The sequence below is a fragment of the Paucibacter soli genome (assembly GCF_037482845.1).
GTDB classification, from domain to species: Bacteria; Pseudomonadota; Gammaproteobacteria; order Burkholderiales; family Burkholderiaceae_C; genus Paucibacter_B; species Paucibacter_B soli.
The window spans coordinates 188,197-208,411 of record NZ_JBBHJW010000008.1; the positions used below are offsets into that span (position 1 = coordinate 188,197).

The 20,215-nt window shown below is 67.0% G+C and carries 21 protein-coding genes; 17 read left to right on the forward strand and 4 right to left on the reverse strand.

Features of this window, described 5'->3' with window-relative positions:
• Position 1 precedes the first annotated feature (1 nt).
• The gene (locus tag WG898_RS17310; protein WP_339604039.1) at positions 2-745 is read right to left on the reverse strand and encodes an RNA methyltransferase; all 744 of its coding nucleotides are present in this window, start codon (positions 743-745) and stop codon (positions 2-4) included.
• Between the two features lie 98 nt (positions 746-843).
• Here WG898_RS17310 and WG898_RS17315 point away from each other — a divergent pair, with 98 nt between their 5' ends.
• From WG898_RS17315 to WG898_RS17365, 11 genes are all read left to right on the forward strand, one after another.
• On the forward strand, positions 844-1,797 hold the full coding sequence (locus WG898_RS17315) for an inositol monophosphatase family protein (protein WP_339604040.1): 954 nt from the start codon (positions 844-846) through the stop codon (positions 1,795-1,797).
• 69 nt (positions 1,798-1,866) lie between these two features.
• Positions 1,867-4,452 (forward strand): DNA mismatch repair protein MutS, encoded by a 2,586-nt coding sequence (gene mutS, locus WG898_RS17320; RefSeq protein WP_339604041.1) that lies wholly within the window; start codon positions 1,867-1,869, stop codon positions 4,450-4,452.
• On the forward strand, positions 4,449-5,291 hold the full coding sequence (locus WG898_RS17325; protein WP_339604042.1) for an alpha/beta hydrolase: 843 nt from the start codon (positions 4,449-4,451) through the stop codon (positions 5,289-5,291). Before mutS ends, WG898_RS17325 begins: the two co-directional genes overlap by 4 nt.
• Positions 5,292-5,336: 45 nt before the next feature.
• Complete coding sequence (gene pyrG / locus WG898_RS17330; RefSeq protein WP_339604043.1) at positions 5,337-6,980, forward strand: CTP synthase; 1,644 nt, start codon at positions 5,337-5,339, stop codon at positions 6,978-6,980.
• 8 nt (positions 6,981-6,988) lie between these two features.
• Positions 6,989-7,843 (forward strand): 3-deoxy-8-phosphooctulonate synthase, encoded by an 855-nt coding sequence (kdsA, locus tag WG898_RS17335; protein ID WP_339604044.1) that lies wholly within the window; start codon positions 6,989-6,991, stop codon positions 7,841-7,843.
• Between the two features lie 5 nt (positions 7,844-7,848).
• Positions 7,849-8,139, forward strand: coding sequence for a DUF1330 domain-containing protein (locus tag WG898_RS17340; protein ID WP_339604151.1), 291 nt, complete (start codon positions 7,849-7,851; stop codon positions 8,137-8,139).
• A gap of 77 nt (positions 8,140-8,216) precedes the next feature.
• Entirely contained in the window at positions 8,217-9,500 is a 1,284-nt protein-coding gene (gene eno, locus WG898_RS17345; RefSeq protein ID WP_339604045.1) for a phosphopyruvate hydratase, read from the forward strand.
• 43 nt (positions 9,501-9,543) lie between these two features.
• On the forward strand, positions 9,544-9,831 hold the full coding sequence (ftsB, locus tag WG898_RS17350) for a cell division protein FtsB (RefSeq protein WP_339604046.1): 288 nt from the start codon (positions 9,544-9,546) through the stop codon (positions 9,829-9,831).
• Positions 9,832-9,845: 14 nt separating this feature from the next.
• Positions 9,846-10,484 (forward strand): nicotinamide riboside transporter PnuC, encoded by a 639-nt coding sequence (gene pnuC / locus WG898_RS17355; RefSeq protein WP_339604047.1) that lies wholly within the window; start codon positions 9,846-9,848, stop codon positions 10,482-10,484.
• 14 nt (positions 10,485-10,498) lie between these two features.
• Positions 10,499-11,176 (forward strand): AAA family ATPase, encoded by a 678-nt coding sequence (locus WG898_RS17360; RefSeq protein ID WP_339604048.1) that lies wholly within the window; start codon positions 10,499-10,501, stop codon positions 11,174-11,176.
• The gene (locus tag WG898_RS17365) at positions 11,173-12,843 is read left to right on the forward strand and encodes a bifunctional metallophosphatase/5'-nucleotidase (protein WP_339604049.1); all 1,671 of its coding nucleotides are present in this window, start codon (positions 11,173-11,175) and stop codon (positions 12,841-12,843) included. Before WG898_RS17360 ends, WG898_RS17365 begins: the two co-directional genes overlap by 4 nt.
• A 1-nt stretch (position 12,844) precedes the next feature.
• On the opposite strand, the gene hslO is transcribed toward WG898_RS17365, so the two are convergent.
• Both hslO and WG898_RS17375 read right to left on the reverse strand, forming a co-directional pair.
• Entirely contained in the window at positions 12,845-13,810 is a 966-nt protein-coding gene (gene hslO / locus WG898_RS17370; protein ID WP_339604050.1) for an Hsp33 family molecular chaperone HslO, read from the reverse strand.
• Positions 13,810-14,334, reverse strand: a complete 525-nt coding sequence (locus tag WG898_RS17375; protein ID WP_339604051.1) for a gamma carbonic anhydrase family protein — start codon at positions 14,332-14,334, stop codon at positions 13,810-13,812. The genes hslO and WG898_RS17375 overlap by 1 nt, the downstream gene beginning before the upstream one ends.
• A gap of 45 nt (positions 14,335-14,379) precedes the next feature.
• Here WG898_RS17375 and WG898_RS17380 point away from each other — a divergent pair, with 45 nt between their 5' ends.
• The 5 genes from WG898_RS17380 (at position 14,380) to WG898_RS17400 (ending at position 18,035) form a co-directional block, all read left to right on the forward strand.
• Positions 14,380-15,168, forward strand: coding sequence for a ferritin-like domain-containing protein (locus WG898_RS17380; protein WP_339604052.1), 789 nt, complete (start codon positions 14,380-14,382; stop codon positions 15,166-15,168).
• Between the two features lie 26 nt (positions 15,169-15,194).
• Positions 15,195-15,515, forward strand: a complete 321-nt coding sequence (locus WG898_RS17385) for a hypothetical protein (RefSeq protein WP_339604053.1) — start codon at positions 15,195-15,197, stop codon at positions 15,513-15,515.
• Positions 15,516-15,595: 80 nt separating this feature from the next.
• Positions 15,596-16,348: a TerC family protein gene (locus WG898_RS17390; RefSeq protein WP_339604054.1), complete on the forward strand. Its 753-nt coding sequence runs from the start codon at positions 15,596-15,598 to the stop codon at positions 16,346-16,348.
• Positions 16,349-16,383: 35 nt separating this feature from the next.
• Complete coding sequence (locus tag WG898_RS17395; protein WP_339604055.1) at positions 16,384-17,073, forward strand: Bax inhibitor-1/YccA family protein; 690 nt, start codon at positions 16,384-16,386, stop codon at positions 17,071-17,073.
• A 77-nt stretch (positions 17,074-17,150) separates the two neighbouring features.
• Positions 17,151-18,035 (forward strand): DMT family transporter, encoded by an 885-nt coding sequence (locus tag WG898_RS17400; RefSeq protein ID WP_339604056.1) that lies wholly within the window; start codon positions 17,151-17,153, stop codon positions 18,033-18,035.
• A 246-nt stretch (positions 18,036-18,281) separates the two neighbouring features.
• On the opposite strand, the gene WG898_RS17405 is transcribed toward WG898_RS17400, so the two are convergent.
• A complete protein-coding gene (locus WG898_RS17405) occupies positions 18,282-18,752 on the reverse strand; it encodes an Lrp/AsnC family transcriptional regulator (protein ID WP_339604057.1) in 471 nt (156 codons plus the stop codon).
• 146 nt (positions 18,753-18,898) lie between these two features.
• Here WG898_RS17405 and aptA point away from each other — a divergent pair, with 146 nt between their 5' ends.
• A complete protein-coding gene (gene aptA, locus WG898_RS17410; RefSeq protein ID WP_339604058.1) occupies positions 18,899-20,206 on the forward strand; it encodes an omega-aminotransferase AptA in 1,308 nt (435 codons plus the stop codon).
• Positions 20,207-20,215 lie beyond the last annotated feature (9 nt).

Genomic DNA, 20,215 nt, shown 5'->3' on the forward strand with positions numbered 1-20,215 from the left:
CTCAATCCTTGCCGGCCTGTGCCTTGGCCAGCATCGCGCGTGCGATACCCCGCCAGATATGCACCTCCTCGGCCGTCAGCTGAGCCCGGTTGAATTGCTGGTTCAGGCGCGGCATCAGCTTCTTGGGCGCCGCCGGGTCCAGATAGCCGATGCCCTCCAGCGCCTGCTGCAGATGCGCGAGCAGCCCCTGCACCGCCTGCGCATCGGCCAGTTGCGGGTCGGGCGTGCGTGGTGCCACTGCGTATCCGCCGAGCGCCTGGCGCAGGTCGTAGGCCAGCAGCTGCACCGCCTGGGCCAGGTTCAGCGAACCGTAATCCGGGTGGGTGGGAATGGAGAGCACCGCATGGCAGCGGTAGACATCCTCGTTGCTCATGCCGTAGCGCTCGGAGCCGAACAGCAGGCCGATCTTGTGCCTTTGCTGCTGGGCCAGCTCGGCGAACAGGCCGCGCGGCTCGCGCGTGGGCGGGCCGAAGTCGCGCGGCGTCATCGCGGTGGCGCAGGCAAAGCTCACGCCGTCCAGCGCCTCGGCCACCGTCTCGACGATGCGCGCGCGCGCCAGGATGTCGGCGGCGCCGCTGGCCATGGCCACCGTCTCCTCCTGGCACAGCACATCGGCAAAGCGCGGCCGCACCAGCACCAGCTCAGAGAATCCCATCACCTTCATGGCCCGCGCGGCGGCACCCACATTGCCGGGGTGGCTGGTCTCAATCAAGATGAATCGTGTGGAATCTACGCTGGCGGGCATGCAAGCCTCGGCTAAAATGCGCGATTATCCGCGGGCACCCTGCCCGCCACCGCTCTTTTCCTTCGCCAGTCCACCCATACACCCTTGCAGGTTCCAGCATGACGCAGCAAGTCGCACTCCATCCCATGCTCAACGTGGCCATCAAGGCCGCGCGTGCAGCAGGTTCCATCATCAACCGCGCGTCCCTGGACCTCGACATTCTCAAGATCAACACCAAGTCGCCCAACGACTTCGTGACCGAGGTGGACCAGGCCGCTGAAGCAGTCATCATCGAAACCCTGCTGCAAGCCTATCCCGACCATGCCATCCTGGCCGAAGAATCCGGCCGCACCCATGGCGCCAAGCATTCCGAATTCCAGTGGATCATCGACCCGCTGGACGGCACTACCAACTTCATCCACGGCTTCCCGGTCTATTGCGTGTCGATCGCGCTGGCGCACCGCGGCGTGGTGCAGCAGGCGGTCGTCTATGACCCGACCCGCAACGACCTCTTCTACGCCACGCGTGGCCGCGGCGCCTACCTGAACGACCGCCGCCTGCGCGTCTCCAAGCGCACCCGCATGAGCGACGCCCTGATCGGCACCGGCTTCCCCTTCCGCCGCGGCGACAACTTCAAGCGCTATATGAAGATGTTCGAGGAGGTCATGACGCAATGCGCCGGCCTGCGCCGCCCGGGTGCCGCAGCGCTGGACCTCTGCTATGTGGCCGCCGGCTATTACGACGCCTTCTTCGAGACCGGCCTGAACCCCTGGGACGTGGCCGCGGGCTCGCTCATCATCACCGAGGCCGGTGGTCTGGTGGGCAACTTCACCGGCGAATCGGACTTCCTGCACCAGCGCGAAATCATCGCCGGCAGCCCCAAGATCTACGGCCAGATGGTGCAGATCCTGACGCCGTACACGCGCGTGATCAAGGCCGAGGAAGAGGCTGCGACGGCGGCCGAAGCCAAGCCGAGCGCAGCCGACGCAGTGGCCGATGCCGCCGGCGCCGAGGCGCCCAAGAAGCGCGCCGCGGTGCGCATCAGGAAACCCGCCGAAGGCCAGGCCGAGTGACCTAAACTCCGCACCAAGCTACCCACAAAGCCCTCTGTCGAGGGCTTTGTTCTTTCTTGCCAGCCGCCCATGAGCCAAGCCCCGGATTACAGCGCCCACACGCCGATGATGCAGCAGTACCTGCGCATCAAGGCCGAATTCCCCGAGACCCTGGTGTTCTACCGCATGGGCGACTTCTACGAGGTCTTCTTCGACGATGCGCGCAAGGCCAACGCCCTGCTGGACATCACGCTGACGGTGCGCGGCCAGAGCGCCGGCCAGCCGGTGGTGATGGCCGGCGTGCCGGTGCATGCGCTGGAGTCGTATCTGTCCAAGCTGATCAAGCTGGGCGAGGCGGTGGCGATTGCCGAGCAGGTGGGCGATGTGGCCACGGCCAAGGGGCCGGTGGAGCGCAAGGTGGTGCGTGTGGTAACGCCCGGCACCGTCACCGACACCGAGCTCCTGGCCGACAAGCAGGACTCCATCCTGCTGGCGGTGGCGACGCAAGGGAAGAAGCTGGGGCTGGCCTGGCTCTCGCTCACCCAGGGCCAGCTGGGCCTGGCCGAATGCTCAGAGCGCGAGCTGCCGTCCTGGCTGGCGCGGCTCTCGCCGGCCGAGGTGCTGGTGGACCGCGAACGCCAGCCCGCCGGCGTGCTGGCCGCGCGTCTGCCCATCACCAATCGCCCGAGTTGGCAGTTCGACAGCGCGCTGGGCGCGCGCAAGCTTTGCGAGCAGTTGGGCGTGGCCAGCCTGGCGGGCTTCAATGCCCAGGAATTCGCGACCGGCCATGCCGCCGCCGCCGCCCTGCTGAGCTATGCCGAGCACACCCAGGGCCGCGCCCTGGCCCATGTGAAGAGCCTGCAGGTGCAGCGCAGCGGCGAGCTGCTGGACCTGCCGCCGGCCACCCAGCGCAATCTGGAGCTAACCCTCACGCTACGCGGCGAATCGTCACCCACCCTGCTGTCGGTGCTCGACACCTGCCGCTCCGGCATGGGCAGCCGTGCGCTGCGCCACTGGCTGCTGCACCCCAGGCGCGAGCGCGGCGAGGCGCTGGCGCGGCATGGCGCGATCGCGGCGCTGCTGCAGGGCGGCTTCGAGGGCCTGCGCGACGCGCTGCGCGGCGTCTCCGACGTGGAGCGCATTGCCGCCCGCGTCGCGCTGCGCCAGGTGCGCCCCCGCGAGCTCACCGGCCTGCGCGCCACCTTGCAGCTGCTGCCCGAGCTGCAGCGCACCGTGCCAACCGGCAGCGCCTTGCTGGACGAGCTGGCCGGCGGCCTCTTGGCCTCGCCGCATATCGAGGAGCTGCTGCGCCGCGCGATCGCCGACGAGCCCGCCGTGCTGCTGCGCGACGGCGGCGTGATCGCCCCCGGCTTCGATGCCGAGCTGGACGATCTGCGCGCGATCCAGCAGAACTGCGACAGCTTTTTGCTGGACCTGGAGACACGGGAGCGTGCCCGTACCGGCATCGCCAATCTGCGCGTGCAGTACAACAAGGTGCACGGCTTCTACATCGAGGTCACGCAGGGCCAGGTCGACAAGGTGCCGCTGGACTACCAGCGCCGCCAGACCCTCAAGAACGCCGAGCGCTACATCACGCCCGAGCTCAAGGCCTTCGAGGACAAGGCGCTGTCGGCCCAGGAGCGCGCCTTGGCGCGCGAGAAGCTCTTGTTCGAAGCGGTGCTCGATAACCTGATCGAAGACCTGGCTGCCCTCACCCAACTGGGCCGTGCGCTGGCCAGCCTGGACGCGCTGGCCGCGCTGGCCGAGCGCGCCGCCACGCTGCGCTGGTGCCGGCCCGAGTTCGTCGCCCAGCCCTGCATCGAGATCGCGGGCGGCCGCCACCCGGTGGTGGAGATGCGCTTGCGCGAAACCGGCGCCGGCGAGTTCATGGCCAACGACTGCCGGCTCGACGCGCGCACCCGCATGCAGGTCATCACCGGCCCGAATATGGGCGGCAAGAGCACATTCATGCGCCAGGTGGCGCTGATCTGCCTGCTCGCCGCCATCGGCTCCTATGTGCCGGCGGCGGCCTGCCGACTCGGGCCCATGGACGCGATCCACACCCGCATCGGCGCGGCGGACGATCTGGCCAATGCACAGTCGACCTTTATGCTGGAGATGACCGAGGCGGCCGCCATCCTGCACAGCGCCAGCGATCAGAGCCTGGTGCTGATGGACGAGATCGGCCGCGGCACCTCCACCTTCGACGGCCTGGCCCTGGCCGGCGCGATCGCCAGCCATCTGCACGACAAGTGCCGCGCCTTCACGCTCTTTGCCACCCATTACTTCGAGCTCACCGAGTTCCCGGCCAAGCATGCGCAGGCGCTGAACATGCATGTTTCGGCGGTGGAGAGCGGCGAGGACATCGTGTTCCTGCACGAGATCCAGCCCGGCCCGGCCAGCCGCAGCTATGGCGTGCAGGTGGCCCGCCTGGCCGGCATGCCCGCCAGCCTGGTGCGCCAGGCGCGCGCCACGCTGGAGGCGCTGGAAGCCAAGGCCGGCGAGGGCGAGGCACAGATTGATCTGTTCGCAGCGCCACCCGAGCCCGCGCCCGGTGTCGCCGCCGCGACGAGCCCCGCGCTGGAAGCGCTGCATGATCTCGATCCCGATGCCATGAGCCCACGCGAAGCGCTGGACGCGCTCTACAAGCTCAAGGCTCTCAGCAAGCAGGCATGAAGAAGCTCGGCACCATCGTCTTTTCGCACGCCAACGGCTTTCCCGCGGGCTGCTATCGCGTGCTGTTCGAGAGCTGGGAACGCGCCGGCTGGCGCGTCGCCGCCCTGCCCCGCATCGGCCACGACCCCAAGTTTCCCGTCAGCAGCAACTGGCCGCATCTGCGCGACGAGCTGATCCACTTCATCGAGCACGAGGTTCGCCCCGCTGCTCAGGTGATGCTGGTGGGCCACTCACTGGGTGGCATCCTGAGCCTGCTCGCCGCCTGCCGCCGGCCCGAGCTGGCCCAGGGCCTGATCCTGCTGGACTCGCCCATCGTGGCCGGCTGGCGCGCCCACAGCGTGCAGGTGGCCAAGGCGACAAGGCTGATGCAGCGCGTCTCGCCCGGCAAGGTCTCGCAACAGCGCCGGCATGAATGGCCCAGCCGCAGCGCGGTGCTGGAGCACTTTGCGGCCAAGCACAAGTTCGCGCGCTGGGACCCGCGCGTGCTGCGGGACTATGTGGACTGCGGCTTCGACGAGACGCCGGACGGCAAGACCGTGCTGGGCTTCAGGCGCGAGGTCGAGACCCGCATCTACAACACCCTGCCCCACCACATCGAGCGGCTGCTGCACCGTCACCCACCGCGCTGCCCGGTCGCCTTTGTGGCCGGCACCCAGTCCGAGGAGCTGCGCCAGGCCGGGGCCACGGCGTCCAAGGCCCTGGCCCATGGCAATTTCCACTGGATGGAGGGCTCGCACCTCTATCCCTTCGAGCGCCCGGACGACACCGCGGCCCTGGTACTGCAATTGCTGGAGAGCCTGCGTTCGCAGGCCCGGCTGGCCAGCGCGGCATCGCTATAATCGCGCTTTACCACCACAGCGTTCTTGCACGGGACGCTGCAAGACATGACCAAGTACGTCTTCGTCACAGGCGGTGTGGTGTCCTCACTCGGCAAGGGCATCGCATCGGCCTCTCTGGCTGCCATCCTCGAATCGCGCGGCCTCAAAGTCACCCTCATCAAGCTGGACCCGTATATCAACGTGGATCCGGGCACGATGTCGCCCTTCCAGCATGGCGAGGTCTTCGTCACCGATGACGGTGCCGAGACCGATCTGGACCTGGGTCACTACGAACGCTTCATCACCACCCGCATGAAGCGCAGCAACAACTTCACCACCGGCCAGATCTACAAGTCGGTGCTGGAGAAGGAGCGCCGTGGCGATTACCTGGGCAAGACCGTGCAGGTGATCCCCCATGTCACCAACGAGATCCAGGACTTCATCCGCCGTGGTGCCGGTGCCGGCACGCCCGAGGCGGTGGACGTGGCCATTGTCGAGATCGGTGGCACGGTGGGCGACATCGAATCACTGCCCTTCCTGGAGGCGGTGCGCCAGATGAGCTTGCGCGCCGGCCCCACCAACACCGCCTTCGTGCACCTGACCTATGTGCCCTGGATCGCGGCCGCTGGCGAGCTGAAGACCAAGCCGACCCAGCACACGGTGCAGAAGCTGCGCGAGATCGGTATCCAGCCCGACGCCCTGCTGTGCCGTGCCGACCGCCGCATCCCGGACGACGAGCGCGAGAAGATCTCGCTCTTCACCAATGTGCCCGAGTACGGCGTGATCTCCATGTGGGACGTGAACACCATCTACAAGGTGCCGCGCGTGCTGCATGAGCAGGGCCTGGACCAACTGATCTGCACCAAGCTGCAGCTCAACACCAAGAGCACCGACCTGAAGCGCTGGGATACCCTGGTGCACGAGGTCGAGAACCCCGCCCGCCACGTCACCATCGCGATGTGCGGCAAGTACACCGACCTGTCGGACTCGTACAAATCGCTCAACGAGGCGCTGCGCCACGCCGGCATCCACAACCATGCGGGCGTGAAGATCGAGTACGTGGACTCGGAGCTGCTGACGCCCGAGAACATCGATCAGCTGGCCCAGTTCGACGCCATCCTGGTGCCCGGCGGCTTCGGCAAGCGCGGCGTGGAAGGCAAGATTCTGGCCGCGCAATACGCCCGCGAGCACAAGCTGCCCTATCTGGGCATCTGCCTGGGCATGCAGGTCGCTACCATCGAGTATGCGCGTCATATGGCCGGCCTGGCCGGTGCCAATTCCACCGAATTCGAACCCGCCACGCCGCACCCGGTGATCGCGCTGATCGACGAGTGGCAGGACGCCGACGGCAGCATCCAGAAGCGCGACGAGAAGAGCGATCTGGGCGGCACCATGCGCCTGGGCGCGCAGAGCTCGGACGTCAAGCCCGGCACGCTGGCGCATGACATCTACGGCCCTGTGGTGACCGAACGGCACCGCCACCGCTACGAGGCCAACGAGCATTACCTCGACAAGCTGCAGGCCGCCGGCCTGGTGATCTCAGCCATCACGCAGCGCGAGAAGCTCACCGAGATGGTGGAGTTGCCGCGCGAGGTGCACCCCTGGTATGTGGGCGTGCAGTTCCACCCCGAGTTCAAGTCCACGCCCTGGGACGGCCACCCGCTGTTCATCGCCTTCATCAAGGCCGCGCTGGATCATAAAAAGGGCTGAGGAGCATCATGAAGCTGTGCGGATTTGAGGTCGGCCTCGACCAGCCTTTCTTTCTGATCGCCGGCACCTGCTCGATCGAGAGCCAGGAGCTCAGCATCGAGGTGGCAGGCCAGCTCAAGGAGGCCTGTGCGGCGCTGGGCATCCCGCTGATCTACAAGGGCTCCTTCGACAAGGCCAACCGCTCATCCGGCGGCAGCAAGCGCGGCGTGGGCATGGACGCTGGGCTGAAGATCCTGGACGAGGTGCGCCGCCAGCTGCAGCTGCCCATCCTGACCGATGTGCATGACGAAGCCCAGGTGGCGCCGGTGGCCGCCGTGGTCGACATGTTGCAGACCCCGGCCTTTTTGTGCCGCCAGACCGACTTCATCCGCGCGGTGGCGATGTCGGGCAAGCCGGTGAACATCAAGAAGGGGCAGTTCCTGGCACCCTGGGACATGAAGAACGTGATCGACAAGGCCCGCGAAGCGGCGCGCGAAGCGGGCCTGTCCGAGGACCGCTTCCTGGCCTGCGAACGCGGCGTTAGCTTTGGCTACAACAACCTGGTGGCCGACATGAGCAGCCTGGCCGAGATGCGCAAGTCCGGCGCGCCGGTGGTGTTTGACGTCACCCACTCGGTGCAAAAGCCCGGCGGCCAGGGCGCCACCAGCGGCGGTGCGCGCGAGATGGTGCCGGTGCTGGCTCGCGCCGGTGTGGCCGCGGGTGTGGCGGGGCTCTTCATGGAAACCCATCCGCGCCCGGCCGAGGCCTGGTCCGACGGCCCCAACGCCGTCCCCCTCAAGCACATGCGGGCGCTGCTGGAGCAGCTCGTGGCACTGGACCGCGTGGTCAAGAGCCAGCCGCTTCTTGAAGCCGATTTCAACTGATGAACATGCCCAGCGCCTACATCCTCGCCAACGTCACGGTCACCAATCCCACGCAGTACGAGGACTACCGCAAGTTCTCCAGCCTCGCGATGCAGGCGCATGGCGCCGAGGTCTGCGTGCGGGGCGGCAAGGTCGAGGTGCTGGAGGGCGAGTGGGCGCCCGAACGCGTGGTACTTCTGAAGTTCCCCAGCACCGAGGCCGCCCGCGCCTTCTATGACTCACCCGAGTATGGCCAAGCCCGCCAGGCGCGTGCCGGCGCGGCCGTGATGCGCATGGTGCTGATCGAAGGCGTCTGAGTTTTTTGTTCAGCGCAGGTAACGAAAACCCGGCACAGTCCCGCCTGAGAATTTTTGACCTTTTCGGAGACTTTTGAATGAGTGCAATTGTTGACATCGTCGGTCGTGAGATCCTGGACAGCCGTGGCAACCCCACCGTCGAATGCGACGTGCTGCTGGAATCCGGCGTGATGGGCCGCGCGGCCGTGCCCAGCGGCGCGTCCACCGGTTCGCGCGAGGCCATCGAGCTGCGCGACGGCGACAAGGCCCGCTACCTGGGCAAGGGCGTGCTGAAGGCGGTTGAGCACATCAACACCGAGATCTCCGAGGCCGTGCTGGGCCTGGACGCCTCCGAGCAGGCCTTCCTGGACAAGACCCTGATCGACCTGGACGGCACCGACAACAAGAGCCGCCTGGGCGCCAACGCGATGCTGGCGGTCTCGATGGCGGTGGCGCGTGCCGCGGCCGAGGAATCGGGCCTGCCCCTGTACCGTTATTTCGGCGGCATGGGCGGCAACCAGCTGCCGGTGCCGATGATGAACGTCATCAACGGCGGCGCGCACGCCAACAACACGCTGGACCTGCAAGAGCTGATGATCATCCCGGTGGGCGCCCCGAGCTTCCGCGAAGCCATCCGCTGGGGCGCCGAGGTGTTCCACGCGCTCAAGAAGATCCTGCACGACAAGGGCATCAGCACCGCGGTGGGTGACGAAGGCGGCTTTGCCCCCAGCGTCGAGAGCCATGAGGCCGCCATCCAGCTGATCCTGCAGGCGATCGACAAGGCCGGCTACACGGCGGGCGAGCAGATCGCCCTGGGCCTGGACTGCGCCGCCAGCGAGTTCTACAAGGACGGCAAGTATGTGCTGGAAGGCGAAGGCCTGAGCCTGACCGCCCAGGAATGGACCAGCATGCTGGCCACCTGGGTCGACAAATACCCCATCATCTCGATCGAAGACGGCATGGCCGAGGGCGACTGGGACGGCTGGAAGCACATCACCGAGGTGCTGGGCCAGAAGGTGCAGCTGGTGGGCGACGACCTGTTCGTCACCAACACCAAGATCCTGAAGGAAGGCATCGACAAGGGCATTGCGAATTCCATCCTCATCAAGATCAACCAGATCGGCACGCTCACCGAGACCTTCGCCGCCATCGAGATGGCCAAGCGCGCCGGCTACACCGCCGTGATCTCGCACCGCTCGGGCGAAACCGAGGACTCGACCATCGCCGATATCGCGGTGGGCCTGAACGCCGGCCAGATCAAGACCGGCTCGCTCTCGCGCTCGGACCGCATGGCCAAGTACAACCAGCTGCTGCGCATCGAGGAAGACCTGGGCGATGTGGCGGTGTATCCCGGCCGCTCGGCTTTTTATAACCTGCGCTAAGTCCTGAGGCGCGGCTCGCCAGAGCCGCGCTAAACTTTCGCGCGTGAAGACCATCGCCCTCATCCTGGCCGCCTTCTTGCTGGCCATCCAGGCCCAACTCTGGTTCGGCAAGGGCGGTCTTGCGCGCGGCGTGCAGCTGCGCGCCCAGCTCAAGAGCCAGGAACAAGCCAACGACCAGGCACGCGCGCGCAATGCGCAGCTGCTGGCCGAGCTGCGCGACCTGCGCGAAGGCCTGGAAATGGTGGAAGAAAAGGCGCGCCTGGAGCTGGGCATGGTGCGCCCCGACGAGATCTACGTGCAGCTCCAGCAGCAACAGCAGCAGCGCCGCTGAGGCGAGGCCACGCGATGGACGCCCTGCTGCTCTGGCTGCAACCCCTGTTCCTGTCCGCCTTCGAGGCCTTCGGCAGCCCCATCACCTGGCTGGAAGTGCTCGCCTTCGTGCTGGCCATCTGGATGGTTGTCTGCAATATGCGCGTGCATGTGCTGGCCTGGCCGCTGGCATTGATCAGCTCGCTGCTCTACTTCCTGCTGTTCTGGAGCGGCAAGCTCTACGGCGAGGCGACGCTTCAGCTGGTGTTCGCCGCGCTCTCGCTCTGGGGCTGGTGGCAATGGCTGTACGGCCGCAGCGATGAGGGTCAGGTCTTGCGGGTGCGGCGCCTGAGCCCGCGCGGGCGCTGGGTGGCGATTGGCGCCACCGCGCTGGCCTGGCCGCTCCTGGGCCTGTGGCTGCAACGTCATACCGATTCCAACCTGCCCTTCTGGGACGCCTTGCCCACCGTGGCCAGCCTCTTGGGCCAATGGCTGCTGGGACGCAAGTATCACGAGAACTGGAGCGTCTGGGTGCTGGTGAACGCGGTCAGCGTGACGCTGTTCGCCTACAAGGGCTACTGGCTCACGGTGCTGCTGTACGCCGTCTTCATCCCCATGTCGGTGGCCGGCTGGCGCGCCTGGCAGCGCCAGATGATCGAACCGGCGGCGGCCTGAGCATGGCAGGCGCCATGCTGATCGCCATCGTCGGCGCCGAGAGCACCGGCAAGAGCGCCCTGGCCGCCCAGCTTCAGCAGGCCCTGATGGCCCGCACGGGGCTGCGCTGTGCCCGCGTGGACGAACACCTGCGCGCCTGGTGCGAGCAGGCCGGCCGCACGCCGCAGGCCCATGAGCAGGCCGCCATCGCCGCCACCCAGCGCGAGCAGATCGAATCCGCCGCGCTGACACATGAACTGGTGATCTGCGACACCACGCCGCTGATGACGGCGATCTACAGCGAGCTACTTTTCCAGGACACCAGCCTGCATGAGGCTGCGCTGCGCTTTCAGGCGCGCTGTGACCTGACCCTGCTGACCGGCCTGGACCTGCCCTGGGTGGCCGATGGCCTGCAGCGCGACGGCCCGCAGGTGCGCGCGCCCGTCGATGCGGCCTTGCGCCGCGCGCTGCGTCAGGCGGCCTTGAGTTGGAGCGTGGTGCACGGGCTGGGTTCTGCGCGGCTGGAGACAGCGCTCAACGCCATCACGCCGATGCTGCTGCAACATGCACCGACTCAAGCCAGCGGCCTGTTCGGCCGCCTGCTGGCGCGCGAAGCAGGCCTGCCCGCGGCAACGCGCTGGACCTGCGAACATTGCGACCAAGCCGACTGCGAGCATGCCAGCCTCGCCCTCAGGAGCAAGCCCACGCCATGACGACCAATGCACGCACCCTCGCCGCCGCCCTTGCGGCCCTCTTGCTGAGCGCCTGCGTCAGCACGCCGACCAGCGCGCCCTTGAACGTCAAGCTGCTGGCCATCAACGACTTCCATGGCAATCTGAAGCCGCCGGCCGGCGGCATCCGCGTGGCCGACCCGGATCGGCCCGGCGCCAGCATGGAGCTGGCGGCGGGCGGCGCCGAATACCTGGCCAGCGCGGTGCAGCAGCTGCGTGCCAAGAACCCCAACCATATCTTCGTGGCGGCCGGCGACCTGGTGGGCGCCAGCCCGCTGCTGTCGGCCCTGTTCCACGACGAGCCCACCATCGAGTCGCTGGGCCTGATGGGCCTGGAAGTGACGGCGGTGGGCAACCATGAATTCGACAACGGCGCGGCCGAGCTGCTGCGCAAGCAGCATGGCGGCTGCCACCCGCTGGACGGCTGCAAGGGGCCCGAGCCCTTCCGCGGCGCGCGCTACCAATACCTGGCCGCCAGCACCTGGGACCTGGGCAGCGGCAAGACCCTCTTCCCGGCCACCTACATCAAGCGCTTCGAGGGCGTGCCGGTGGGCTTCATCGGCCTCACGCTGAAGGGCACGCCGGGCATCATCAGCCCCAAGGCCGCCGAGGGCCTGCGTTTCGACGATGAGGTCGAGACCATCAACCGCCTGGTGCCCGAGCTGCGGCAGCAGGGCGTCGAGGCCATCGTGGTGCTGATCCACGAGGGCGGATTCCCGAGCGGCGACTACAACGAATGCCCGGGCATCTCGGGGCCCATCGTCGACATCGTGCAGCGCCTGGACCGCGCCGTGGACCTGGTGGTGAGCGGTCATACGCACAAGGCCTACAACTGCCGCATCGACGGCCGCCTGGTCACCAGCGGCGACAAGTACGGCACCATCGTCAGCGAGATCGATCTGCAGATCGACCGCCGCACGCGCGATGTCGTCAGCGCCCAGGCCAGCAATCTGCTGGTACGCAACGACCGCTTCGCCAAGGCACCCGAGCAGAGCGCGCTGATCGCTGCCTACGAGCAGCGTTCGGGCCCGCTGGCCAAGCGTGTGGTGGGCCGCATCCCGGTCTCGTTCACGCGTGACGAGGGCGCCCATCCCGCCGGTGAGACCCTGATGGGCGAGCTGATCGCCGACGCCCAGCTGGAGGCCACCGCCGCGCCCGAGCAAGGCGGCGCGGTGCTGGCCCTCACCAATATCGGCGGCGTGCGCACCGGCCTGGTGATGAAGGGCCAGGGCGAGGTCAGCTACGAAGACGTGTTCAGCGCGCAACCCTTCTACAACAACCTGGTCACCCTCGATCTGAGCGGCGCCGCGCTCTACGAGGCGCTGGAGCAGCAATGGCTGAACCAGCCCAAGTTCAGGCCCTTGCAGCTGTCCAAGGGCCTACGCTACCGCTGGGACGCGAGCCGGCCGCCGGGCCAGCGCGTGCTGGCCGGCAGCCTCAGCCTACATGGCAAGCCGATCGAACCCCAGGCCCAGTACCGCGTCACCATCAACAGCTTCATGGCCGCCGGCGGCGACGGTTTCCCGGCCTTCAAGAAAGGCAGCGCAGCGCGCACCGGCATGATGGACGTGGACGCCCTGGTGCAATACCTGGAGCGCCACAGCCCCGTGCAGCCCAGCGCGCTGGACCGCGTGCAGCGGCTCAACTAACTCACTGCAGGCTGGCGTCGCCGGCGCCGGCCTGCTGCGCCTGGCCGGTGGCGAACAGGCCGCCCACATCCACCGCATCAAAGCTGTACTGCAGGCCGCAGAAGTCGCAGCCAATCTCGACATGGCCGCGCTCCGCCAGGATGCCATCCACCTCGTCGCGCCCCAGGCCCATCAGCATCTTGCCAACGCGCTGGCGCGAGCAGGAGCAGGCGAAACTGGGCGTCAGCGGCTCGAAGCGGCGCAGGTCCTCTTCCCAGAACAGGCGGCGCAGAATCGTGTCGGCATCCAGGGTCAGCAGCTCCTCGGACGTGAGCGTGCCGGCCAGCATGCTGATGCGGTTGAAGGCATCGGCAAAACCGACGTCGCTGGCCGCGCGCGCCTGACGTTCCAGATTGCCCTCGCCCTCGATCGGCATGTGCTGGATCAGCAGGCCGGTGGCCACCTCGTCGTTGGCCGCCAGCACCAGCTTGGTGTCGAGCTGCTCGGACTGCAGCATGTAATGCTCCAGCACCTCGGAGACCTTTTGCAGCGGCTCGCGCTGGTCGCCATGCAGAGGCACCACACCCTGGTAGGGCTGCTGGCCGGGCATGCGGTCCTTGGGGTCGAGGGTGATGGCGCAGCGCCCCTGGCCGTGCACATTCAGCATGGCCTCGAGTCGGGCGCCCGCCGGCACCTCACCCACCACCTTGGCGGTGGCACGGAAGCTCAGGTCATGCTGCACCTCGACCACCGCCAGCTTCACCGGCCCGTCGCCCAGTACCTGCAGCACCAGTGCGCCATTGAACTTGATATTGGACTGCATCAGCACGCCCGCCGCTGCCATCTCGCCCAGCAGCACCCGCACCTCGGGCGGGAACTGACCCACCGCTTCGCGGCGCTTCAGCAGCTCGCGCCAGGCGCCGGTCAGGCGCACCAGCATGCCGCGCACCGGCAGGCCCTCGAACAGGAATTTGTGCAACTCGCTCATCAGGAAATCTTCTTCAGTTCGGCGCCGTAACGCTGGCCGTTGTGGATGTAATGCGCCGCGCTGGCCGCCAGGCCCTGGATGGCCTCGGGTGTGAGTTCACGCACCAGCTTGGCCGGGCTGCCCATGATCAGGCTGCCGTCGGGGAATACCTTGCCCTCGGTCACCAGCGAGCCGGCGCCCACCAGCGAGTTCTTGCCGATGCGCGCGCCGTTCAGCACCACGGCGCCGATGCCGATCAGGCTGTTGTCGCCCACCGTGCAGCCATGCAGCATGACCTGGTGGCCGACGGTGACGTTCTCGCCCAGCACCAGCGGGAAACCGGTGTCGGCATGCAGCACCGAGCCGTCCTGGATATTGCTGCCGCGGCCGATGCTGAGGCTGTCGCTGTCGCCGCGCAGCACGGCGTTGAACCAGATGCTCACGTCCTCGCCCAGCGTCACGCGGCCTATCACCTGGGCGCTGTCGGCCACCCAGGCGCTGCCTGCAACTTCGGGCCTGAGTTCGCCCAACTGGTAAATCGCCATCGCCGTACTCCTGGGCCGTCTGGGCAAAAGGGGATAATTTTACGGATGGAAACCCGTCACCGCGCGCTCGAGGTCTTGCGCATCGTCGATCCAGCGGCCAAGGCCGCCGCCGCCCGCGCGCTTTATGCCGCCGCGCAGGGCAGCCTGACATTGGACTGCGAGGCGCAGCTGCAAGCCCCGCCCGGCCTGCCGGGGCGCCCCGACAGGCCCCGCCTGGTGGCGGCGATCAAGGTTGCGAACCGCTCGCCCTTCACCCCGGCCGGCCGCGCCGGTCTGATCCACGCGATCTGCCATATCGAGTTCAATGCCATCAATCTGGCGCTGGATGCGGTCTGGCGCTTTGCCGGCATGCCGCCCGCCTACTACCTGGACTGGCTGCGCGTGGCCAGCGAGGAGGCCCTGCACTTCGGCCTGCTGCACGAGCATCTGCAGAGCCTGGGTCATGCCTATGGCGACTTCGACGCGCATGACGGCCTCTGGTCCATGGCCGAGCGCACCCGCGACGACGTGCTGGCGCGCATGGCCCTGGTGCCACGCACGCTGGAGGCGCGCGGCCTGGATGCCACGCCGCCGCTGCAGGACAAGCTGCGGCGCGCCGGCGACCTGCGCGCGGTGGAAATCCTCGATGTGATCCTGCGCGACGAGATCGGCCATGTGGAGATCGGCAACCGCTGGTACCGGCACTTGTGCCGCGAGCGCGGGTTGGACGCCGTCGCCCTCTACCCCGAGCTGGTGGCGCGCTACGCGGCGCCCCGCCTGCGCCCTCCCTTCAACCTGCCGGCGCGCTCGGCGGCAGGTTTCAGCCCGGAAGAACTGGCCTATCTGCAAGGCTGACGGCGACACGCTAGACTGTGCGCCACATGTTCCTCCGCTGCATCGTCATCCTTGTCCACGCCCTGCTGCTGTGCGCCGCCGTGCCGGCCGCAGCGCAAGTGCTGGGCGACAGCGCGCAGCCGGAACTGTTGGTGGCTTGCCCGGATCTTGCCGACGATGGCCAGGAGGCTGCAAGCGGCGACGATGCGCTGGAAGCGCCCGAGCTGTTCGCCCAATGGCGGCCGTCCGGGCTGGCAGCGATGCCCGCGGCATGCCCCGCCGGGCTCAGCATGGCGCCGGCGCCGGCGCCCTACTTGGAGGGGCCGCAGCGCCCTCCGAAGGCCCAGGCCCCAGCCCTCAGCGCCTGAAGCCTGCTGCGCGGCCCGCTGCCGCGCCCATCCCGGGAAGGTCGGCCGCACGCCGCCCCCGTTGCCCTTTTGTAGCCATCATGGAATTTCTACTCGACCCCAATATCTGGCTCGCGTTCGCGATGCTGACCGCCCTTGAAATCGTGCTGGGCATCGACAACATCATCTTCATCTCCATCCTGGTGGGGCGGCTGCCGGCCGCGCAGCGCGACCGCGCGCGGCGCCTGGGCCTGGGCTTCGCGATGGTCTCGCGCCTCTTGCTGTTGCTGAGCCTGAGCTGGGTGATGGGCCTCACCGCCGATCTCTTCAGCGTGATGGGCCAGGGCATCAGCGGGCGCGATCTGGTGCTGCTCCTGGGCGGCCTGTTCCTGCTCTACAAGGCCTCGCATGAGATCTTTGTGGAGGTGGAGGCACGCGAGCAGGATGTGCCACCGGCCACCGACGACGTCGCGCTGAAGGCCGCCGGTCAGCGCCTGTTCTGGATCATCATCGGCCAGATCGCGGTGATCGACATCGTGTTCTCGCTCGACTCGGTGATCACCGCGGTGGGCATGGTGGACCAGATCGGCGTGATGATCGCCGCGGTGGTGGCCTCGGTGGGCGTGATGCTGGTGGCCGCCAGGCCGATCGGCGAATTCGTCGACCGCCACCCCTCGGTGAAGGTGCTGGCGCTGGCGTTTCTGGTGATGGTGGGCATGGCGCTCACCGCCGAGGCCTTCGACCAGCATGTGCCCAAGGGCTACCTCTATGCCGCGATGTGCTTCTCGCTCGCTGTCGAGTCGCTCAATATCCGCGCCCGCGGCAAGCGCCAGGCGCTGCGGGCCCAGACCTGATCACTGTTTCTTCTTCACTCCAAGGAGTCCCTGTCATGAACCAAAACGTCTACAGCTATAGCGCCGGCAGCATGATCTCCAGCGCCGAACGCAACCGCGTGCTGCGCAATACCTACTGGCTGCTGGCCCTCTCGATGGTCCCCACGGTGCTGGGCGCCTGGATTGGCGTGTCCACCGGCCTGGTGCGCGCCATGTCGCCAGGCATCAGCATGATCGTGTTCCTGGCCGGCGCCTTCGGCCTGATGTTTGCGATCGAGAAGACCAAGAACTCTGCCGCCGGCGTGCCGGTGCTGCTGGGCTTCACCTTCTTCATGGGGCTGATGCTCTCGCGCCTGATTGGCACGGTGCTGGGTCTGGCCAATGGCGCCGGCCTCATCATGACCGCCTTCGCCGGCACCGGCCTGATCTTCTTCGGCATGGCCGCGCTGTCCAGCGTGATCAAGCGCGACCTGTCCTCGATGGGCAAGTTTCTCTTCATCGGCATGATCATGGTACTGGTGGCGGGTGTGGCCAATATCTTCCTGCAGTCCAGCGCGTTGATGATCACGCTCTCGGTGCTGACCATTGGCATCTTCTCGGCCTTCATCCTGCATGACCTCAAGCGCGTGCAGGACGGCCTGGAGACCAACTACATCAGCGCCACCCTGGGCGTCTACCTGAGCCTGTACAACGTGTTCCAGTCGCTGCTCGCGCTGCTGGGCATCTTTGGCAGCCGCGACGAGTAAGCAAGCAAGCAGCCAACAAGGCAGGGCTGGGGCGGGACGTATGATCCCGCCCTTCCTCTTTTTGAGCAGTACCCCCCGTGTCCCGTATCCAAGCGAATCTGCTGCTGATCGTCATCGCCCTGATCTGGGGCTCGGCCTTTGTGGCGCAAAGCCATGGCATGGCCGATGTGGGACCAATGATGTTCACCGGCGTGCGCTTTCTGGTCGGCGCGCTGGTGGTCACGCCCTTGATGTGGCGCGAATGGCGCGGCCTGCAGGCTGCAGGCAAGCCCCTGGGGCGCCGCGACGCCGGCAAGATCGCCGGCCTGGGCTGCCTGCTCTTGATGGGCGCGGCGATGCAGCAGATCGGCATCGCCAGCACCACCGTCACGAACGCCGGTTTTCTCACCGCTCTCTATGTGCCGCTGGTGCCGGTGCTGGGCTATCTGCTGCTGCGCCATCTGCCGCATTGGTCGGTCTGGCCCGGGGCCATGTCTTGCCTGGTGGGTGCCTTCCTGCTCTCGGGTGCCCACAAGCTTGAGATCGGCCTGGGCGACAGCTGGGTGATCGCCTCGGCCCTGCCCTGGGCCGTGCATGTGCTGATGGTCGGCCGCGTGGCCGACCGCATGTCCGCCCCCTTTCTGGTGGCCGGCGGCCAGTTCCTGGTCTGCGGCCTGCTGGCGCTGGGCTATGCCCTGCTGGCCGAGCCCAGCAGCTGGACTGGCCTGCGGGCGGCCGCCTGGCCCATCCTCTACACCGGGGTGTTCTCGGTCGGCGTAGCCTTCACCGCCCAGGTGGTGGCGCAGCGCTACGCGCATGCGGCGGACGCCGCCATCATCCTCTCTTCCGAGACCGTGTTCGCCGCCATCTTCGGCTATTGGCTGATGGGCGACCGACTCAGCAGCGCCGGCCTGGCCGGCTGCGCGTTGATCTTTCTAAGCATGGTGGCGGTGCAGCTGCTGCCCATGCTCAGGCGTCGCTGAACCTGGCCGATCCGCCATGCGCACAAGGCCCGGGTAAACCCTGGACTTTGTCATAGGGTTTTCACTGATCTGGGTGACACTATCCCCTGTCAACAAACAAGGAGAGATGTGCCATGAGCCAGATATTTCACGAGGTCCTGGAACCCGCCCATGTCGAGACCGGCATCCTTGCCGCCACACTGGGCTTTTTCGCCTACGGCGCGCTGGCCTTGTTGATCGGCGGCTGAAACTTCCAAGCCACCGCGCTCACAGCTCGAAGGCGGTGGTCTTCTTGATGGTGCGCAGCACCAGCATTGAGTTCGAGCGCGCCACCTCGGGCAGCTGCATCAGCACATGGGTGTGGAAGCGCTCCAGGTCCTCGGCGTCCTTGTAGGCAAAGCGGATCACATAGTCGTTGGTGCCGGCCACGTAGAAGCAATCAAGGATGTCGGGGCAGGCCAGCACCGCCTGCTCGAAGGCCGCCAGGGCCGCCGTCGTCATGCGCTCCAGGTTGATGATGGTGTAGCTGGTGCCCTGCTTGCCCACCGCCTTGGGGTTCACCAAGGCCACATACTGGGCGATCACGCCGCTGTCCTCGAGCTGTTTGACGCGCCGCAGACAGGCGGAGGGCGAGAGGTGCACCCGCTGGGCCAACTCCACATTGGAGATACGGCCGTCCTTCTGCAACTCGTTCAGGATGCCGCGGTCAATCGCATCCAGTTGCACTTCTGAGCTCATGTTTCGAATATTCTGCGAACAGGACTCCATCTTATCGCAGCATATTGCGAAACCAGGGGTTTAACCTGCGCCAGAGCGCTCACACATTGCGCGTGCCCTTGCCTAGACTTCATGGCAGTGCAGGAAACGCAAGGAGTGACAAAAACATGGCCAAGAAGCTCGACGCCTACTGGATGCCGTTCACGGCGAATCGCCAGTTCAAGAAGTCGCCCCGACTCCTGACGCGCGCCGACGGCATGTATTTCACCGACGACCGGGGCCGCCAGATCCTGGACGGCATCGCCGGCCTGTGGTGCGTGAACGCCGGCCACAACCGCCCGCGCATCGTGCAGGCGATCCAGCAGCAGGCGGCCGAGCTGGATTTTGCGCCGCCCTTCCAGATGGCACACCCCAAGGCCTTCGAACTGGCCGAGCGCCTGGTCGAACTGACCCCCGCCGGCCTCAACAAGGTGTTCTATACCAACTCGGGTTCCGAGTCGGTGGAAACCGCGCTGAAGATGGCGATCGCCTACCACCGCGTGCGTGGCGAGGGCGCGCGCACAAGGCTGATCGGCCGCGAGCGCGGCTACCATGGTGTGAACTTCGGCGGCATCTCGGTGGGCGGCATGGTCGCCAACCGCAAGATGTTCGGCACCATGCTGGGCGGTGTGGACCATATCCGCCACACCCATGACCCGGCGCGCAATGCTTTCTCGCTGGGCCAGCCCGCGCATGGCGCGGAGTATGCCGAAGACCTTGAGCGGCTGATCGCCCTGCACGATGCCTCGACCATTGCCGCAGTGATCGTCGAGCCGGTGGCCGGCTCCACCGGCGTGCTGGTGCCGCCGCAGGGTTATCTGCAGCGCCTGCGCGAGATCTGCGACAAGCACGGCATCCTTCTGATCTTCGACGAGGTCATCACCGGCTTCGGCCGCACCGGCAATCCCTTCGGCGCCCAGACCTTCGGTGTCACGCCCGACCTGATGACGGTGGCCAAGGGCCTGACCAACGGCTGCGTGCCGATGGGCGCGGTGTTCGCCAAGCAGGAGATCTACGACACCTTTATGAGCGGACCCGAGCACCTGATCGAGTTCTTCCACGGCTACACCTACTCGGCCCACCCGCTGGCCTGCGCCGCGGCACTCGGCACGCTGGACACCTATGCCGAGGAAGGCCTGCTGACGCGCGCCACCGAACTGCAGGGTTATTTCGCCGAAGCGGTGCATTCGCTGAAGGGCGAACCCAATGTGATCGATGTGCGCAATATCGGCCTGGTGGGCGGTATCGAACTCAGTTCGATCCCCGGCGAACCGGCCAAGCGTGCCTTCAACGTCTTCCTCGATTGCTACGAGCAGGGCGTGCTGGTGCGCACCACCGGCGACACCGTGGCCCTGAGCCCGCCGCTGATCATCGAGCACAGCCATATCGACCGCCTGATTGACACCCTGCGCGCCGCGCTGCGCCGCGCGGCCTGACGAGCCCCA

Coding starts and splice junctions, on each gene's coding strand:
- WG898_RS17310 (WP_339604039.1), bottom strand. CDS start 745: ATGCCCGCCAGCGTAGATTCCACACGATTCATCTTGATTGAGACCAGC.
- WG898_RS17315 (WP_339604040.1), top strand. CDS start 844: ATGACGCAGCAAGTCGCACTCCATCCCATGCTCAACGTGGCCATCAAG.
- mutS (WP_339604041.1), top strand. CDS start 1,867: ATGAGCCAAGCCCCGGATTACAGCGCCCACACGCCGATGATGCAGCAG.
- WG898_RS17325 (WP_339604042.1), top strand. CDS start 4,449: ATGAAGAAGCTCGGCACCATCGTCTTTTCGCACGCCAACGGCTTTCCC.
- pyrG (WP_339604043.1), top strand. CDS start 5,337: ATGACCAAGTACGTCTTCGTCACAGGCGGTGTGGTGTCCTCACTCGGC.
- kdsA (WP_339604044.1), top strand. CDS start 6,989: ATGAAGCTGTGCGGATTTGAGGTCGGCCTCGACCAGCCTTTCTTTCTG.
- WG898_RS17340 (WP_339604151.1), top strand. CDS start 7,849: ATGCCCAGCGCCTACATCCTCGCCAACGTCACGGTCACCAATCCCACG.
- eno (WP_339604045.1), top strand. CDS start 8,217: ATGAGTGCAATTGTTGACATCGTCGGTCGTGAGATCCTGGACAGCCGT.
- pnuC (WP_339604047.1), top strand. CDS start 9,846: ATGGACGCCCTGCTGCTCTGGCTGCAACCCCTGTTCCTGTCCGCCTTC.
- WG898_RS17360 (WP_339604048.1), top strand. CDS start 10,499: ATGCTGATCGCCATCGTCGGCGCCGAGAGCACCGGCAAGAGCGCCCTG.
- WG898_RS17365 (WP_339604049.1), top strand. CDS start 11,173: ATGACGACCAATGCACGCACCCTCGCCGCCGCCCTTGCGGCCCTCTTG.
- hslO (WP_339604050.1), bottom strand. CDS start 13,810: ATGAGCGAGTTGCACAAATTCCTGTTCGAGGGCCTGCCGGTGCGCGGC.
- WG898_RS17375 (WP_339604051.1), bottom strand. CDS start 14,334: ATGGCGATTTACCAGTTGGGCGAACTCAGGCCCGAAGTTGCAGGCAGC.
- WG898_RS17380 (WP_339604052.1), top strand. CDS start 14,380: ATGGAAACCCGTCACCGCGCGCTCGAGGTCTTGCGCATCGTCGATCCA.
- WG898_RS17385 (WP_339604053.1), top strand. CDS start 15,195: ATGTTCCTCCGCTGCATCGTCATCCTTGTCCACGCCCTGCTGCTGTGC.
- WG898_RS17390 (WP_339604054.1), top strand. CDS start 15,596: ATGGAATTTCTACTCGACCCCAATATCTGGCTCGCGTTCGCGATGCTG.
- WG898_RS17395 (WP_339604055.1), top strand. CDS start 16,384: ATGAACCAAAACGTCTACAGCTATAGCGCCGGCAGCATGATCTCCAGC.
- WG898_RS17405 (WP_339604057.1), bottom strand. CDS start 18,752: ATGAGCTCAGAAGTGCAACTGGATGCGATTGACCGCGGCATCCTGAAC.
- aptA (WP_339604058.1), top strand. CDS start 18,899: ATGGCCAAGAAGCTCGACGCCTACTGGATGCCGTTCACGGCGAATCGC.